Below are 16,145 nucleotides of genomic sequence, written 5' to 3'. Positions count from 1 at the left end.
TTCACCATTCACTATCCACCATCCACCATCCCCTACATAAACGCTGGTTGATGACGAATTAGATTGAGAAACTCTTCTCTGGTACGTTGATCCTCTTGAAATGCACCTAGCATTGCGCTGGTAACAGTCCACGATCCTGGCTTCTGAACGCCACGCATCACCATACACATGTGGCTAGCTTCCATTACTACGGCGACACCTTTGGGTTCTAGTACCGCTTGGAGTGCCTCAGCAATTTGACGAGTAAGTCGCTCTTGCACCTGCATTCGGCGTGAATACATATCTACGATGCGGGCGAGTTTGCTCAAGCCGACAACTTTTTGGTTGGGGATGTAGGCAACGTGCGCTCTACCCATGAATGGGAGCATGTGGTGCTCGCACATACTAAAAAAATTGATATCTCGCACTAATACCATCTCATTGTGACCTTCATCAAAAATAGCACCATTGATGATGTCGTCTAGAGACTGATTGTAGCCACTAGTCAGAAATCGCATGGACTCGGCTACGCGTTTGGGAGTCTTGAGCAATCCTTCTCGCTCTGGATCTTCACCTACTCCGAGGATAATCTGACGCACCGATGCCATCATGTCTTCGAGGCTGACTTCGGGTTCGTGAATTTCTACTGGCGCACCATTGAGGGTGTTACGATCGGGTCTAGGAGCGATCTTGCCGAGCTTATCTTTGCCAGCAGAATTACTACCTTTGGGGGATGAAATAGTCATGTTTTGTCTGAATAGATGTAGAAATAAAAGTAATGAAACCGAAATTGGTAGATAACCGATCGACTATAGCGCACCACCACTGGGCATAATCGTTAGTTCTTCAACTACGGCACCCGCAGGGGCTAGAACCGCGTAGAGGATGCCGTCGGCAACCATTTCGGGGGTCAACATGGCAGATCGATCGAAGTCGGCTTGAACGGTGTCTGTATCCCATAGGGGCGTATTGACTGAGCCAGGGCAAATCGTCGTCACCCGAATCCCATTTGCCCGTTCTTCTCCCGCAACGGCTTGAGTGAGTGCCGTTAAGCCAAATTTGCTTACAGAGTAGATCCCCCAATTGGGAAATACCTGCTTGCTAGCGATCGAAGAAATGTTCACAATTACACCAGACTTTTGGCGGCGCATCTGAGGTAAAATCCCCTGGATGCACAGGAAAACGCTAGTTAAGTTTAAGTCGATGACTCGCTGCCAATCAGTTAGCGGAGTATCCCCGACGGTTCCGGTATAAGCCATCCCTGCATTGTTAATCAGGATATCTAAATTGTCAAAGTCTGCGGCGATTGCGGCAATTTTTGTTGACACTCGATCGAGCTTAGACAAATCTACCACGTAGGTTTTGGCTGTCACGCCAACGGCAATTGCGGCGGAGGCTACTGCTGCTAACTTTTCCTCAGATCGTCCTACTAATGCTAGATTTATCCCAGCTTTTGCAAAAGCTAGAGCCGTGGCTTTGCCAATGCCACTACTCGCGCCTGTAATCAATGCCGTTCGATGAGTTGTTGCGATCGGATTCATCTAGTCCAGGAAGTTTACTCAAGCCTGAGCAATATGTAAATTTTTGTTACGGATTTATTATAACATCGATTGCAAATGGCGACGAATCGGAGCTAGTAATTGAGCCGATCGGCACAAATATTTACAAGATTTGAGAGCTGAGGAAATCAGCATAGAGGCATACCTTAAATCGACAATTTTGTAGTTCATAAGTCCAGAATTGCTACATTAGCATTACTAACACGCTACTCATTAAATACTCCCATCTGCCGGAATTTATTATATCTGAGATCGCGTAATTCAGTTGATGGCAGTAGTTGAAGTTGGTGGAGATTTTTCAAAATGGCATCCTTGAGGACTTCAGCCGCACGAATAGAATCAGCATGTGTGCCGCCAAGGGGTTCTGGTAAAATCTGGTCGAGAATCCCCAAATTTTTTAAATCCTTTGACGTAATTTTTAAGACTTCCGCAGCTTGAGGAGCCTTACCCGCATCCTTCCACAAGATCGAGGCACAAGCTTCGGGACTGGCGACATAATAAACGGCATGTTCAAACATCATCAATCGATCGCTCACTCCAATCCCTAATGCGCCACCAGAACCACCTTCTCCAATTACAGTACAAATAATCGGTACATCGAGCCGAAACATCTCACGGAGATTATACGCGATCGCTTCACCCTGACCTAATTCCTCTGCTTCTATCCCTGCCCAAGCCCCAGGAGTATCGATAAAAGTCAAAATTGGCATCCCAAACCGATTGGCATGTTCCATCAGCCGCATCGCCTTGCGATAGCCACCTGGTGCCGCCATCCCAAAATTACGCGCCACATTATCCTTGGTATCCCGTCCCTTTTGATGCCCCATCAACACTACCGGAATATCCGCGATCTTGCCCACACCGCCGACTAAAGCCGGATCGTCTTTACCACGCCGATCTCCATGTAGCTCGATCCATTCATCACAAATTGCTTGGATATAGTCGAGCGTACTCGGACGGCGAGGATGACGAGCTAGTTGCAGCCGCTGGGATGGAGTGAGACTACTAAAAATTTCGTCGCGCAGTTGCACGTATTTAGTCTCCAACTGTTTGATTTGAATGGAGACATCGACGCTACTTTCTTCAGCAAGTTCGCGAATTTGGTCGATCCGTTGTTGCAGTTCTGCCAACGGCTTTTCAAATTCTAATAAATAGGGCTTCTTTTCGGTGCCAGCCATTGGGTAGGGGTAGAGGGTAGGGGGTAGGGAGGCTTTAGGTTTTAGGCTTTAGGCTTTAGGGGGTAGAGGGTAGGGAGGCTTTAGGCTTTAGGGGGTAGAGGGTTGCGATTAGCGCTCGTTGGGAAACAAAGGCGAATCGCAACGCTCTACCCTCTAGCCTCTTATCACAATTAACCTCTGACTTTCGCAGGAGATCTTATGGGATCGACTAGCCCCCGACAAAGGACAACAACGGACGAAAACCGTGCTTGAGCGAGGCTTGACCGATTTGTTCCATTTTCTCGATCGTAATCTGATTGCGTCCCCACGAGAAACTAGTATGGATCTTCTCAAACTCTAGCAGCATTGCTTCCGCAAAACAGGCGAAAAGCTGGCGGGCTGGGGCATCCATATTGACGATGTTCATGATCTTCCAATCGATATCTAGTGAATGCTCGACAATGCCGCCATTCATCACATATACACCTGGGGACTGGATTTTAGTCCCCAAATTTTTGGGATAGCCACCATCAATTAGCAGGCAAGGCTGTTTGAGTTTTGACGCATCAATTTCTACACCTTTGGGCATACTTGCTACCCAAACGACGATATCTGCTTGGGGTAGTGCCTCTTCCAGCCCAACGATTTTGCCGCGTCCTAGCTCGGATTGGAGGTTCTCAAGCCGCTCTTGGTTGCGGGCTACCAACAATAAGTCGGCAACATCCATGCGACGATCGATCCACCGACAAACAGCACTACCGATATCACCTGTGGCACCGACTACCGCGACGGTAGATTTACTCAGATCGATGCCAAGTTTGGCTGCACCTTCTTCTACTTGCCGACAGATGATGTAGGCTGTGTGAGTATTTCCGGTGGTAAACTTGTCGAAATCTAATTCGACATTGCGGACTTGCTTGTTTTGCTGGAGGTCAAATTCCTCAAAGATAATTGATGAAAAGCCACCCAATGCAGTGATATTGATTCCCTGTTTCTGAGCGTGTGCCATTGCATTGAGAATCTTGCGAATGGCGGCTTTGATCCGTCGGGTTGCCAACATTTCGGGCAAGAAACATGACTCGACGTAGTAGCCTTCAATTTGTTGTCCGGTAATACTTGTGACTGTGATGTGGTCTACTGTTTGTGGTGGGGCACTGCACCAAAAGTCCAGCCCTTGGTCGGCATATTCTGGAAAGCCTAAGTCTTTAGCGACGGCTTGGGCATGTTCTAAGCTGGTAAGGTGACCGATAAGACCAAACATGAAGATTTTACGAGTTATGCCTGTTGAGCAGAGGGTAGAAGTGTTAGATGACAACAATGTCTAAATAGTTCCTTATACACAATAGTACAAAATTGGGACTAGGGATCGGTTATTGAGGTTTTAGGCTTTAGGCTTTAGGCTTTAAGCTTTAGGCACTAGTTCCCTCGTCCCCCATTCCCCTCGTCCCCTTGTCCCCCATGATCCGCCCCCATCAAGTTAACTGGACACCTTATCTATTTCTCGCACCTGCATTACTGTTACTGGGTTTGACGGTATTTTTACCAGCATTGCAGGCTTTTTACCTGAGCTTTACCAATTATGACCCGATCGCGGGCACTGCAAGTTGGCAAGGATGGGCTAATTTCGATCGACTATTGAAAGATGAGGTTTTTTGGCAGACGATTAGAAATACGATCGTCTATCTGTGTGGAGTAGTACCGATTCTGGTATTTGCGCCGCTCCTACTCGCAATTTTAGTCAACCAAAAGCTCAAAGGCATGAGTTTCTTTCGAGCGGCTTACTATGTGCCTGTAATTATTTCGATGGTGGTGGCGGGAATTGCCTGGAAGTTTATCTATGCTGAGAATGGCTTACTCAATCAACTATTGAAAGTCATTGGTGTTTCGGCAATTCCCTGGCTGACTAGTCCTGGTTTAGCCTTATTTAGCGTGATGGTAGTAACCATTTGGAAAGGGTTGGGTTACTATATGACCATTTATTTAGCGGGACTGCAATCGATTCCAGCAGACTTGTATGAAGCTGCGGCGATCGATGGTTCGGATAGTTATACTAAACATTGGGATATTACTATTCCCTTGATGCGTCCTTATATGTTATTGGTTGCAGTCATATCAGCGATCGCTGCTACCAAAATTTTTGAAGAAGTCTATATCATGACTCAAGGTGGGCCGCGCAATAGTTCTAAAACTGTTGTTTATTACCTGTATCAACAAGGTTTTGGTTCGAGCAATCCCGATCTCAGTTATGCTTGTACGATCGGCTTGGTCTTGTTTTTAATCATCTTTACTTTGTCTTTAATCAATCTTAAATTATCTCAAAATAATGTTAATTTACCCTAACAGGGACACTGTAAAAAATCGCGAGTGCCTACTATACAATTGTCAAGAAGTTGAATACCAAGTCGCTTGGATTTGGCAGAAATCTCTTCAAAAGGAACGAATGCTCGATCCAAATTTGGCTGATGCGCTAGTTCTCCTCGAACATCCACCTGTGTATACGCTCGGTACTGGCTCTAGTCTGGAGTTTGTGAAATTCGACCATATCCAAACTGAATATGAATTGTATCGAGTCGAGCGCGGTGGCGAAGTTACTTATCATTGTCCAGGACAAATAGTCGCTTATCCAATTCTCAATCTTCGTTATTATCAACAAGACTTACATTGGTATTTACGGCAATTAGAAGAAGTTGTCATCCAAGTTTTAGCTCTACATCATCTCACTGGAGAGCGAATTAATGGGTTGACTGGTGTCTGGCTAGAAGGTCGTAAAGTTGCTGCAATTGGCATCAAAGTCAGTAAATGGATTACCATGCACGGTTTTGCTTTGAATGTATGTCCAGATCTAAGTGGATTCGATCGGATTGTACCATGCGGAATTGTCGATCGCTCAGTTGGCAGTATGGCTGAGTTTATTCCAAATATTAATCTCGATTTAGTACGTCAGCAAATCATTAAAGTGTTTAGCGAAATATTTAAAGTTAATATATTAGAAAATCAAGATTTTTAAACTTACAATTAATAGTGGTAAGCTGTTTTACATCTAAATCTTTTGACTGAATCCCTTACAGCAAAGGTTCTAGAGAACAAAAAGAGTGTTTTAAATGTTTGACAGCTTATGGTTGAATTTATCCGATATATATCAATCCTCGATCGGTAGCTTAACCCCTCAATGTGTACACTTTAGCAATTAGATGAGTCGATGGTACCGCTTAGAACTCAAATAAGATTGCCATACATCAATTTCTGTTCTAGTATACATTTGCTACCATCTCTCATCTCCCTCGATCGTAATTCTTATGACGCAGCAGTCATTTCAAGACTTTTCTACATCACTCAGCACCAAGCGACTAACTGGATTAGAATAGTTTAGTCGCCATTTCCAACCAAATTACCCGTTCCATGGCTCGAAAATCTAAATCCTCACCCACTCGTCAGCACAATGATACCATTAGCAGAGCACCCAGCTCAGATGGTTTAGCAATCTCAGATCTGCGGATCAGGCTAGAATTTTTAGAGCGGGACAACGAAAAGCTGCTCAAGCAAATCGAGAAAAGACGGACAGAGCTGAAAAACTTGCACGAGCGAATTCGAGAAATTGGGGTAGAAATAGCCCAGCGGAGTGCGCCGATCCTCCAACAACTCTTGGAACTAGATCGACAAATTCATGCCGTGTTTACAGAGATCTTTAATGGTAAAAAGTTGGGTAAACAGACTCGAAAAAATATTGAGAAAATTTACTATACCCTTCAGATATCAGGATTAATTAGTCCCAATACCAATCGCAGTCAAACTTCGGACGAGCCAGAACCAGAAGATGAAGACGATTGGGGTGCGGAGGATTTTTTCGGTCGTCAGCAACAATCTAGTTCTAATTCGGAGGTAGAATCTTCCTCGCTCGATCGAGATGAATTAAAAAAAATTCGGCAAATTTTCTTGAGATTGGCAGATGTTTTTCACCCCGACAAAACACTTGATGATGCAAATCGAGAGTACCGTACCGAAGTAATGAAAGAAATCAATCAAGCTTACCAGGCTGGAGATTTGGCGAAGTTACTCGCGATCGAAAAGCAGCATCAAATGGGCGAAATAATCGATCGTGACAGTGAAGACGATCTGGCGCGGAGATGTGCGCGGATCGAACAGGAAAATGAATTCCTCAATAGCCAATTTGCCAACCTCAAACAAGAAATAAAATTAACTAAAAATACTCCAGAAGGATCGATCGTTGCTGAATATAAAAAGTTTACTAAATCTGGAATCGATCCGATCGGTGAGATGGTTGCCCAGACAGAATCACAAATCGAGATCATCGCTGAAGTCCATCAGTTTGTAGCCGATTTTCGTGACAAAAAGATGACAATCAAAGACTTTATGAAAGGGCCATCTGTCTTTCAACAAATGCAGCAAGTGTCACCAGAAGAAATATTAATGGAGTTGTTTTCCCAATTTTAGCGATCGTATTATCTGAGGTTACTGCTTTTTAGAGTTTGGCGCACCAAGCACAAATCGAAGTAGCTCAATGAGTTTGCATAGTACTAATTCGGTGCTAAGTTTATGGACTCTGGTAAATTTAAAGTTGCAAGATAAATTTCTTGACGATCGATCTCAAACTGAAAAATTTCCCATCATCTGTTTCAGTTCGATCGATTAAACCCCTTCTACCCAACGAAACGATCGCATTACCCACATCTGACGGGGATATATTTAGAGACTCGTTTTTGGGTCGCGGAATATGGAGGCAGGAGAACGCCTATTGCAATTTAATCAAAGTTGTCTTTAATTTTCATAGTGATAGCGGGCTTGTAAAAATTGGATAGATTCATTTTGGACTCGATAAATTAATCGATGCTCTAAATCTATTCTTCGCGACCATATATTTGCTTCCATGAATTTTAGTGGTTCTGGTTTACCAATTCCTGAAAATGGATCGATGCAAACAGATGCTACTAGATCGAGAATTTTGTTAGCTTTTTGAACATCTTGTCTATACCACCATTGCAAATCTTCTCTGAAGTCTTCATCAAAAATAATCTGCCTTTGAATAATGACTATTTCTGGCTGAGAATTTTCAGAGCGATTTTTATCTTTCTTTTTAGCGGACAATTCCCAAGTCCTCACATAACGCAGCGATTGATTGTGATGGGTTCTCTGGCTCTGAATGGCTGTAGCCTTGAAGATCTCTTTGTTTGGCTCGGTCGATCGCCCGATGCAACCTAGTTGCATTGGCTGGAGATCTCAGTAGATAAACTGTTTCTAAGAGACTGCTGAGATCTGTTTCGGCAATAAGAGCGACGTTTTTATCGGTGCCGTCTCGTTTGACTATGATGATGTCTTTACTATCTGCTACACGATCGAGCAGAGTGTCTAAATTACTTTGGGCTTCGGTATAGCTAATTTCGCTGCTAGTCATACTGTAGTGTCCGAGTCTCGTATGTCAATTATAACTTACTGCTTGTTGGGGTATGGCGATCGATTACCGACCGTACCTACGCGAACGATAATCTTGACAGGGTACAAAGATGCTCCTCAATATTGCTGAGTTTTGAGAGCCAATTAGTGGAATGTGGATTGTATGTACGATTGTGCATATAATAGATGAATGGCCTATCAATGAGACAAAAACAAAGCAGCAACGAACCTGGGTAAGCACGGGATTGATTTTGCCGATGCAGTTGCTGTGTTCTCAGACGATCTCGCGATCGCGACAATAGATGAACGATTCGAGGAATAGCGATTTATTACCATTGGGCTAGATGCACTAGGTCGAGTGCTGGTGGTGGTGTATACCTGGCGCGATCGAGAAATTAGGTTGATTTCAGCTAGATCGGCGACCCGTCAAGAACGAAGACAGTATGAAGAGGGATAAATCATGGAAGTAGAACACGATTCTGTAGAAGTAGAATACGATTTCAGCCAAGGGAAACGAGGTGCTATCGATCCTATTGGTGCAGGAAAAACGCGGATTACGATTCGGATTGATGATGATGTTTTAGAATGGTTTCGGGAGCAAGTTGATCAAGCAGGAGGAGGCAACTATCAAACCTTAATAAATGAAGCACTGCGAACCCATATTCACAAGCAGCATGAGCCTCTAGAATCAACTTTGAGACGAGTGTTACGCGAAGAATTGGGACAAACTCGTCTAGCTTCAAATTAGCAGTTGTAGGTTAGATAAAGTGAAGCGCAATCTAATATCATTGATGTCGATCGTCTCCGGTACGCTACGCGATCGATCGATAATTTTGACAGGGTACAAAGATGCTCCTCAATGGAGATTACCTCCGGTAGGCTGCGCCAACGATCGAGGCTCAACCCAACCTACATTTCTCATTCTTACACCAGATCGCGCTGAAACCGCTCTAAAATCTGATTGACGAATGTTTCGCCATCGATCGGTGATGTTTGCTCTGAGGCTGAAATGGCCGCATCGATTTTCGTTCGGATATCTTCAACCCATACGTTCTCAGCTTGTTGTTCTTCCTCTAATTCTGCCAGAAACCGAGCCGCGATTCTCCTGATGGAGAGGCTACGCCAACGCATCTTGTCGATCGACTGGCAGTTGTTCGATTTGAGCTATTACCTGTTGAAGCAATTCTGTCATAGTTTACACCGCAATTTACTACAGCTTCCTAATTTTACCCGATTCTCTCTTGTGACAGACTACGCTAGCCAGTAAAGCGATCGAATAGACTACGCTCGACCGATCGATAATTTTGACAGGGTATAAAGATGCTCCTCAAGGGCGATTACCTCCGGTAGGCTGCGCCAACGATCGAACCTCAAACACTGGAATTGTTGAGTTTCGAGGGCTTCAACCCAACCTACAGGGAGAAATCTAGTTACTTATGCTGCCTACTGTAGTGTAGCTGCGCTCTCGATCCTCCGGCTTAGATTTAACATTAACCTCGACATCGAGATCGAAAGCATTCAAGAACTTAAACAACCTTTCTAACGAATACCCCCGAAATTGACCTCTGACCAAAGCCGATATCTTAGGCTGGTCTATTCCCAACACTTCAGCCGCTTGATACTGATTTAAACCTTTGGCTTTAATCGCCTGACTCAATCGCATTACCAAATGCGCTTTGAGCAACATCTCCTCTGGATTCTCATACCCTAAATCAGCGTAAACATTGCCACTGCTAGAAGTTACAGTGTTTTCTAAATCTTCAGTCAGATCGTGGTTAGTTGTCATAATTAGTCTGATGATGCTCTTGAGCCGCTTTGAGCCTTTGTTCGACCATCTCGATATCTTGTTTGGGTGTCGCTATGCCGCTTTTAGACTTCTTCTGGAAGACGTGGAGGACGTAGACGGCAGATTCAAATCGGATAGTGTAGACAGCACGATAGGTATCCCCATCAAAATCATCGATAACTTCCAGTACCCCAGCACCTTTAAAACCCTTCAAAGGCTTGGTGTCATCATGCTTTTGACCTAGTTGAGCCAGAAGTAAAGCATAACCCACGTTATCTTGCACTTCATCGGGCATGGCTTTGAGGTCTTTTTTGGAACTGGCGATCCATTCGAGTGGCTTCATTATTGATTTTATATCCTGATGCCAAAATTAGCATCATAAATTACACAATAATTATCGCACAAGGGCTAAAAGTGCCTAACACACCAAAATTTGTATCGATCGATCATTCCGACAGGGTATAAAGATACTCCTCAATAGCGATCGAGCCTCAAACACTGGAATTGCTAAGTTTCGCGGGCTTCAACCCAACCTACAGGGAGAAATCTTACTGTCGCAATTGTATAAGTAGTAAATTACTATTCTGTAGAGTGGGGAGTATTGATACTCTGATTGATGCTGAAGGGGTGGTGATCGATTAGCGAACGTATGACAGTTTCGGGAATGGCAGATTTACAGCCTAGCCAGATTGGGTCTAATATTTAGATAATTCCCAAGTTAACCCACATGAAAAAGACTTCAACCCCATTTGCCTTGATAGCAGTTCTTTGCCTTGTTAATCCAGTTAGGGCAGAGAAAGATAAATCACCGAAGCCCATTGAAAGTAGCATTAGTTCTGGGCTTGAAGTGTTGACACAGCCCGTGAATGCACTTGCTGGAGAAAAATTCACTATAGTTACGAAGCCAAGACTAGGTTTTAGGGAAGGATCGAAAATGTATCAGCTAGAGCAACCCATAGCTACTTTTATTGAATCTTTTGGCCCAGCGGAGAAGATAACGAGTCAGACAATTGAGACAGGCTTTCTTGCACACACAAAAACACACTATTACATTAACGATGGGATATTGATCACAGAAAACAAAGATGGCGTGCTCGTAGGAATAATATTCCGCATGAGTGCGACTAAAGCAATGCTATCCGCAAAAGTAAAAACAGCAGAGGGCATTACATCAGGCGCATCACTGCGAGAGATTACGAAAATATATGGTGTACCTTTTAAAAAGATAGAACATAGTCTTCTAGGTTATTTAAGTACGAAAATTCACTATAAATATGCGGATGATGTTATTTCCTTTGAATTCAGGGATGGCAAGCTAGAAAACATTGGACTAGCAGCACAATACCTTCCTTATCTACAGCAATAGCACTTCAGATGTAGAATCTAGTTAAATAACACTAACGAGGAATATTAGATTGTGGTAAATCGTATAATAGTTTTCATCGCTTGGGTTCTATCTTCAATATCCTTCGTAATTGCGATCGCCGGATTAGCAACTCCTGGTGCTGGCAAATTTATCTCACTGGCTTTTGTTGGATGGGCGTTAATCTTTTTCCCTCCGCTCTGGAAAAAGACAATGAAATATGATCTATCAAAGAATATTGGTATTAGAGTATTTGCCTTTTTTCTCTTTCCGATTATCTCCATCACGATGGCTGCGATCGGTGGTTATCAGCCAGTATCAAGTACTGTAAGTGTTTCCCCATCACCAATCAATCCAGAAGTACCTAAGTCGTTACCACAGAATAAAACCCGACAACCCGCAACAAGTTCAATTGCTGTTTTACCTACTTCTAACCAATTACCAAGTCCTTTAGTAGTCAAAATTGGAGAAGGCTGTGAACAGTATATGATCGATGCCAGTAGCAAAGATCCGAATGTCACACGAAATGCTTTCACTGCTGGAGAAGAGTATGTAACCTTGTGCCGATCGGTTGATGAATTTGTGGCTGCTGGTGTCAAGCACCCCAAAGCTTTCAAAACCGCCGATCCCGAAATGTTGAAGAATCGTCTTCTGAACGTCTGTCAGGATTTACCACAGTACAAAAAGGAGCCTATTTGTGTTGAGACGTTGGCTGCACCAAAACTAACTAAGTTAGCTCATCTTTCCGTTGATGATTCAGGCTCCGAGACACCAGTACCAGTTACGATCGATGGAGTATCTGTCATGGTGCAAGGCGGATATTTTGTCAATGTATTGGAGACCAAGGTGAATTTGGTGAAGGTTGAGCTGCGCGGACGTGACGTTGACGGGAATGATTTGAGTTATAAAGTTGGGTGGGTAGATCCGAAATTTGTAAAAGTTCGCTCGTTCAAAGAATGAAAATAATGCAAATCCTAAAAACAAGTATTGAAGAAAAGTAGGAACCTGATGTAGTCCTATCGAGTATGTTGTTTTAGCACCTGCTTCAAATACTTCCTTGGATGAGACTTGGGATTTTGCGCCACCTGTTCGGGTGTGCCAACAGCGACTAATTCTTCCGCTTTATTACCACCTTCGGGGCCGAGATCGTTGGCGTAGCCTACCGGAGGTAATCGTCCAGTCACATTGGAGATGATTACCAAATAATTGGAACTACTCCCGATGCTGTAATATTTCGATCGCAAGTCAGAACACTAGCCTCTGCTCCCTGATTTTTCAGGATTATCGCAGTAGCTACAATCTGTCGATCGTGCATTTCATTGATACTGAGCAAAGTATTTGTAATTTCAACGATTGCTCGATCGAGTGGATAAACAACAATTCGAGGATCTCCATTCACTGCGGTATGTAGAGCGGTGACTGAAGGGATAGACGTTTTTCCTCGTTCGACAATAAAGGCTGCTTGGGCTAAAGCAATCGCTGGTAAAATTAATTTACTTTCTGAGTTTTCCAAAACCTGCTTTGCCGAAATGCCTAGACGAGAATTACCTTCTAGAAACCAAATCAACGCATGAGTATCAACGATGTATTGCATTTCAAATCAAGTCGAGATCGTCTAAATCTCCGTGAAACTCAGCAATTGTAAAATCTTCAGCAGTAGATTGGTTTTTGCCGGAGAACATACCTAATGTGATAAATCGATTCATCGGATTGGCCTCTATGGAATCCAAGAATGTAACTATCACTTTACTCGAGCGAATATTTGGCGGAATTTCCGTTAGTTGAATAATTCCATTTTCATAAGTTCCAGCGATTGATTGCAACATATTTGCATTCCTGAAGTTAATGGGTATATCTATTCATCCAGTGTTTCTAATATCCTAGCTCAGAGATTGAGCTTTTTCATCCATCAACTGCTTTGTATATGCTGGAGCGAGATCGATGATTACTATTTTTTTCCAGATCGAGCGTGTTGTTTGAGCACCTGCTTCAAATACTTCCCAGTATGAGACTTAGGATTCTTCGCCACTTGTTCGGGTGTGCCCACTGCGACTAATTCTCCCCCTTTATTACCACCTTCGGGGCCGAGATCGATCGTCCAGTCGGAGCAGCGAATCACGTCGAGGTTGTGTTCGATGACGATGATAGAGTTCCCCTTATCCACTAGTCTTTGCAGCACGTCGAGGAGCTTGTGGACATCGTAGAATGACAATCCGGTGGTCGGTTCGTCGATGAGATACAAGGTTTTTCCGGTGGCGCGTTTGGAGAGTTCTGTGGCGAGTTTGACGCGTTGGGCTTCGCCGCCGGAGAGGGTGGGGGCGGTTTGTCCGAGTTTGACGTAGCCAAGTCCGACATCGACGAGGGTTTGCAAGCGGGTGGCGGCGCGGGGGATATTTTGGAAGAATTCTAATCCTTCTTCGACGGTCATATTGAGGACATCGGCGATCGATTTACCCTTATATTTAACTTGGAGGGTTTCGCGGTTGTAGCGTTCGCCTTTACAGACATCGCATTGGACGTAGACATCGGGGAGGAAGTTCATCTCGATGATGTTTACCCCTTGTCCGCTACAGGCTTCACAGCGTCCGCCTTTGACGTTGAAGGAAAATTGTCCCGCTTTATAGCCGCGTGTTTTGGCTTCGAGGGTTTGGGTGAAGACTTCGCGGATGGTGTCGAATACGCCTGTATAGGTGACGGGATTCGATCGCGGCGTGCGACCGATCGGCGATTGATCGATGATAATGACTTTATCGATCGCACTTATCCCTTTCAATTCATCGACATCTTTGGGGAATGGTACTCGTCTGGTGAGATGGTGTTGGAGTGCGGGGTGCAGGAGTTCATTAATTAGGGTAGATTTTCCCGAACCAGATACTCCCGTAATTGCGACTAATTTGCCTAAGGGAAACTCGACATCAAGGTGTTTGAGGTTATTCCGGTTGGCGTTTGTGAGGATTAAACTGCGTCCATTTCCTTCTCGACGTTCGGCTGGTGTCTCAATTCCCAAGCGTCCCGATAAATACGCACCTGTAATCGAATCTTCAGCACTCAGGAGCGCGTTCAAATCTCCCTCGACGACGATATTACCACCATGTACGCCCGCACCTGGGCCGATATCGACGAGATGATCGGCGGCGCGAATGGTATCCTCATCATGTTCGACGACAATTAGGGTATTTCCCAAGTCGCGGAGTTTGGTAAGGGTTTGTAATAGCCTTCCGTTGTCTCGCTGATGTAAGCCAATACTCGGTTCGTCGAGGACGTATAATACTCCTGTCAAACCCGAACCGATTTGGGTAGCGAGCCGAATCCGTTGCGCTTCACCACCGGAGAGCGTCATCGCGGCTCGATCGAGTGTGAGATAATCTAGACCAACATTGAGCAAAAATTGCAGTCTGGCGACGATCTCTTTGAGCACTAATTCGCCAATTTTAGTCTGCTTGGGCGTGAGTTCTAATTTTTCGAGTCGCTCCAAACATTCATCGATCGCTACACTGGTAAAATCAAGGATGCCATACTGTCCGAGTTTTACCGATTGAGCTTCAGCTTTTAAGCGATTCCCGCCGCAAGCTTCGCAGGGTTGATTGGTGAGGTATTGTTCGAGCTTTTGTTTTTGCAGTTCTGAGGCATCATTGTACTGCCGATCGAGTATTTTTACTACTCCCTTAAACTTGCGATGCTGGTCTAAATCTTCCATCCAAATCGGTTCATCTCGACCGAATAAAATTAATGATTCCTGTTCGGGAGTGAGTTTATTCCACGGTGTATCTAATGCAAATCCGGCGGCTTGTCCTAAACTATATAATAGGGATAAATAATAGGAATTATCTTTTTCCGACCAAGGTGCGATCGCATGATAGACCGCAGCTTGTGGATCGGGAATAATTAATGTTGGGTCAAATGTCCGCGAACTACCAATCCCATGACAAGCGGTACAAGCACCATAGGGCGAGTTGAAAGAGAATAATCGCGGTGATAATTCTTCCATTACTGCACCGTGTTCGGGACAAGCAAATTTCTCGGAAAAGACTAATTCTGAAGGTAGATCTGGATTGACTTCTGCACCTTCGTCGGTAATTAGTGAAATATTGGCAATCCCATCGCCATGACGCAAACAAGTAGTGAGAGAATCTGATAAGCGAGATTCGATCCCTTCCTTATTAACCAATCGATCGACGACAATTTCCACCGTATGGTGTTGATTTTTATCCAAGACAATTCGATCTGCTAATTCGCGAATTTCTCCATTGATTCTGACTCGGACAAATCCTTCAGATGCAAGGCTGGATAAGACTTTTTGATGAGTACCTTTTTTACCACGGACGATCGGTGCTAGGATCTGAAACTTAGTTCGATCGGGGAGATTGCGGATCCTGTCGCTCATTTCATCGATCGTTTGGGGTGCGATCGATCGATCGCACTGCGGACAATGAGGAGTACCCGCGCGACCATATAATAACCGGAAATAGTCATAAATTTCGGTCACAGTCCCGACAGTCGATCGCGGATTATTAGAAGTAGACTTTTGATCGATCGAGATCGCTGGACTCAAACCCTCGATCGCATCCACCTCCGGCTTATCCAACTGTCCCAGGAATTGCCGCGCATAGGCACTCAGCGACTCCACATACCGCCGTTGTCCCTCGGCAAAGATCGTATCGAAGGCGAGGGACGATTTGCCCGAACCAGACACCCCCGTAAACACAATCAATCGATCGCGCGGTAGCTCTAAACTAATATTTTTGAGATTATGCTGTTTGGCACCACGGATGCGAATGGTGTCTCGGTCATTTGAAGCCATAGGGATCGAGCTGGTAGTTCACAATTGAGCAAACTTCTGTTTTAACACAATTATTTGGTGTCTTAACATCTTCGCTCATAAATTACCTGTA

19 protein-coding genes and 1 pseudogene are annotated in these 16,145 nt (G+C 44.4%); 7 read left to right on the top strand and 13 right to left on the bottom strand.

Going from position 1 to position 16,145, the window contains the following annotated elements; translation table 11 throughout:
- Positions 1–32: 32 nt before the first annotated feature.
- From folE to ACEW9J_RS20250, 4 genes are all read right to left on the bottom strand, one after another.
- Positions 33–725 (bottom strand): GTP cyclohydrolase I FolE, encoded by a 693-nt coding sequence (folE, locus tag ACEW9J_RS20265; RefSeq protein WP_373546898.1) that lies wholly within the window; start codon positions 723–725, stop codon positions 33–35.
- A 63-nt stretch (positions 726–788) separates the two neighbouring features.
- Complete coding sequence (locus tag ACEW9J_RS20260) at positions 789–1,520, bottom strand: SDR family oxidoreductase (protein ID WP_373546897.1); 732 nt, start codon at positions 1,518–1,520, stop codon at positions 789–791.
- A 224-nt stretch (positions 1,521–1,744) separates the two neighbouring features.
- Positions 1,745–2,716, bottom strand: a complete 972-nt coding sequence (locus ACEW9J_RS20255; protein ID WP_373546896.1) for an acetyl-CoA carboxylase carboxyltransferase subunit alpha — start codon at positions 2,714–2,716, stop codon at positions 1,745–1,747.
- Between the two features lie 208 nt (positions 2,717–2,924).
- On the bottom strand, positions 2,925–3,956 hold the full coding sequence (locus ACEW9J_RS20250) for a long-chain acyl-[acyl-carrier-protein] reductase (protein WP_373546895.1): 1,032 nt from the start codon (positions 3,954–3,956) through the stop codon (positions 2,925–2,927).
- A 197-nt stretch (positions 3,957–4,153) separates the two neighbouring features.
- Here ACEW9J_RS20250 and ACEW9J_RS20245 point away from each other — a divergent pair, with 197 nt between their 5' ends.
- From ACEW9J_RS20245 to ACEW9J_RS20235, 3 genes are all read left to right on the top strand, one after another.
- Positions 4,154–5,035, top strand: coding sequence for a carbohydrate ABC transporter permease (locus ACEW9J_RS20245; protein ID WP_373546894.1), 882 nt, complete (start codon positions 4,154–4,156; stop codon positions 5,033–5,035).
- Positions 5,019–5,702 carry a lipoyl(octanoyl) transferase LipB gene (gene lipB / locus ACEW9J_RS20240; RefSeq protein ID WP_373546893.1) on the top strand — a complete coding sequence of 228 codons (684 nt, stop codon included), beginning with the start codon at positions 5,019–5,021 and terminating at the stop codon, positions 5,700–5,702. The genes ACEW9J_RS20245 and lipB overlap by 17 nt, the downstream gene beginning before the upstream one ends.
- Before the next feature lie 392 nt (positions 5,703–6,094).
- Positions 6,095–7,147, top strand: coding sequence for a J domain-containing protein (locus ACEW9J_RS20235; protein WP_373546892.1), 1,053 nt, complete (start codon positions 6,095–6,097; stop codon positions 7,145–7,147).
- 324 nt (positions 7,148–7,471) lie between these two features.
- Here ACEW9J_RS20235 and ACEW9J_RS20230 read toward each other — a convergent pair whose 3' ends face one another.
- Both ACEW9J_RS20230 and ACEW9J_RS20225 read right to left on the bottom strand, forming a co-directional pair.
- Complete coding sequence (locus ACEW9J_RS20230; RefSeq protein WP_373546891.1) at positions 7,472–7,798, bottom strand: Txe/YoeB family addiction module toxin; 327 nt, start codon at positions 7,796–7,798, stop codon at positions 7,472–7,474.
- A complete protein-coding gene (locus ACEW9J_RS20225; RefSeq protein ID WP_373546890.1) occupies positions 7,788–8,105 on the bottom strand; it encodes a type II toxin-antitoxin system Phd/YefM family antitoxin in 318 nt (105 codons plus the stop codon). The genes ACEW9J_RS20230 and ACEW9J_RS20225 overlap by 11 nt, the downstream gene beginning before the upstream one ends.
- 189 nt (positions 8,106–8,294) lie before the next feature.
- Between ACEW9J_RS20225 and ACEW9J_RS20220 the strand changes: the two are divergent.
- Positions 8,295–8,561 (top strand): annotated as a pseudogene (locus tag ACEW9J_RS20220) (BrnT family toxin).
- A gap of 3 nt (positions 8,562–8,564) precedes the next feature.
- Positions 8,565–8,852, top strand: coding sequence for a BrnA antitoxin family protein (locus ACEW9J_RS20215; RefSeq protein WP_373546889.1), 288 nt, complete (start codon positions 8,565–8,567; stop codon positions 8,850–8,852).
- A 176-nt stretch (positions 8,853–9,028) separates the two neighbouring features.
- Here ACEW9J_RS20215 and ACEW9J_RS20210 read toward each other — a convergent pair whose 3' ends face one another.
- The 3 genes from ACEW9J_RS20210 to ACEW9J_RS20200 form a co-directional block, all read right to left on the bottom strand.
- On the bottom strand, positions 9,029–9,235 hold the full coding sequence (locus ACEW9J_RS20210; RefSeq protein WP_373546888.1) for a transcriptional regulator: 207 nt from the start codon (positions 9,233–9,235) through the stop codon (positions 9,029–9,031).
- A 295-nt stretch (positions 9,236–9,530) separates the two neighbouring features.
- A complete protein-coding gene (locus ACEW9J_RS20205) occupies positions 9,531–9,890 on the bottom strand; it encodes a helix-turn-helix domain-containing protein (protein ID WP_373546887.1) in 360 nt (119 codons plus the stop codon).
- Positions 9,880–10,233 carry a type II toxin-antitoxin system RelE/ParE family toxin gene (locus tag ACEW9J_RS20200; protein WP_373546886.1) on the bottom strand — a complete coding sequence of 118 codons (354 nt, stop codon included), beginning with the start codon at positions 10,231–10,233 and terminating at the stop codon, positions 9,880–9,882. The genes ACEW9J_RS20205 and ACEW9J_RS20200 overlap by 11 nt, the downstream gene beginning before the upstream one ends.
- 384 nt (positions 10,234–10,617) lie before the next feature.
- Here ACEW9J_RS20200 and ACEW9J_RS20195 point away from each other — a divergent pair, with 384 nt between their 5' ends.
- Both ACEW9J_RS20195 and ACEW9J_RS20190 read left to right on the top strand, forming a co-directional pair.
- Positions 10,618–11,256 carry a hypothetical protein gene (locus ACEW9J_RS20195; RefSeq protein ID WP_373546885.1) on the top strand — a complete coding sequence of 213 codons (639 nt, stop codon included), beginning with the start codon at positions 10,618–10,620 and terminating at the stop codon, positions 11,254–11,256.
- A 51-nt stretch (positions 11,257–11,307) separates the two neighbouring features.
- Positions 11,308–12,213, top strand: a complete 906-nt coding sequence (locus tag ACEW9J_RS20190; RefSeq protein WP_373546884.1) for a hypothetical protein — start codon at positions 11,308–11,310, stop codon at positions 12,211–12,213.
- Positions 12,214–12,269: 56 nt separating this feature from the next.
- Here ACEW9J_RS20190 and ACEW9J_RS20185 read toward each other — a convergent pair whose 3' ends face one another.
- The 4 genes from ACEW9J_RS20185 to uvrA all read right to left on the bottom strand — a co-directional run bounded on the left by ACEW9J_RS20185 (position 12,270) and on the right by uvrA (position 16,054).
- A complete protein-coding gene (locus ACEW9J_RS20185) occupies positions 12,270–12,437 on the bottom strand; it encodes a hypothetical protein (protein ID WP_373546883.1) in 168 nt (55 codons plus the stop codon).
- A gap of 11 nt (positions 12,438–12,448) precedes the next feature.
- The gene (locus ACEW9J_RS20180; RefSeq protein WP_373546882.1) at positions 12,449–12,847 is read right to left on the bottom strand and encodes a type II toxin-antitoxin system VapC family toxin; all 399 of its coding nucleotides are present in this window, start codon (positions 12,845–12,847) and stop codon (positions 12,449–12,451) included.
- 1 nt (position 12,848) lies between these two features.
- Complete coding sequence (locus ACEW9J_RS20175) at positions 12,849–13,079, bottom strand: hypothetical protein (RefSeq protein ID WP_373546881.1); 231 nt, start codon at positions 13,077–13,079, stop codon at positions 12,849–12,851.
- A gap of 122 nt (positions 13,080–13,201) precedes the next feature.
- The gene (gene uvrA, locus ACEW9J_RS20170) at positions 13,202–16,054 is read right to left on the bottom strand and encodes an excinuclease ABC subunit UvrA (RefSeq protein WP_373546880.1); all 2,853 of its coding nucleotides are present in this window, start codon (positions 16,052–16,054) and stop codon (positions 13,202–13,204) included.
- Positions 16,055–16,145: the final 91 nt, after the last annotated feature.

The sequence above is a fragment of the Chamaesiphon sp. genome, assembly GCF_041737865.1.
Lineage (GTDB): Bacteria > Cyanobacteriota > Cyanobacteriia > Cyanobacteriales > Chamaesiphonaceae > Chamaesiphon.
Note: the sequence above shows the minus strand (reverse complement) of the source record. Positions and strands in the feature narration are given on the sequence as shown.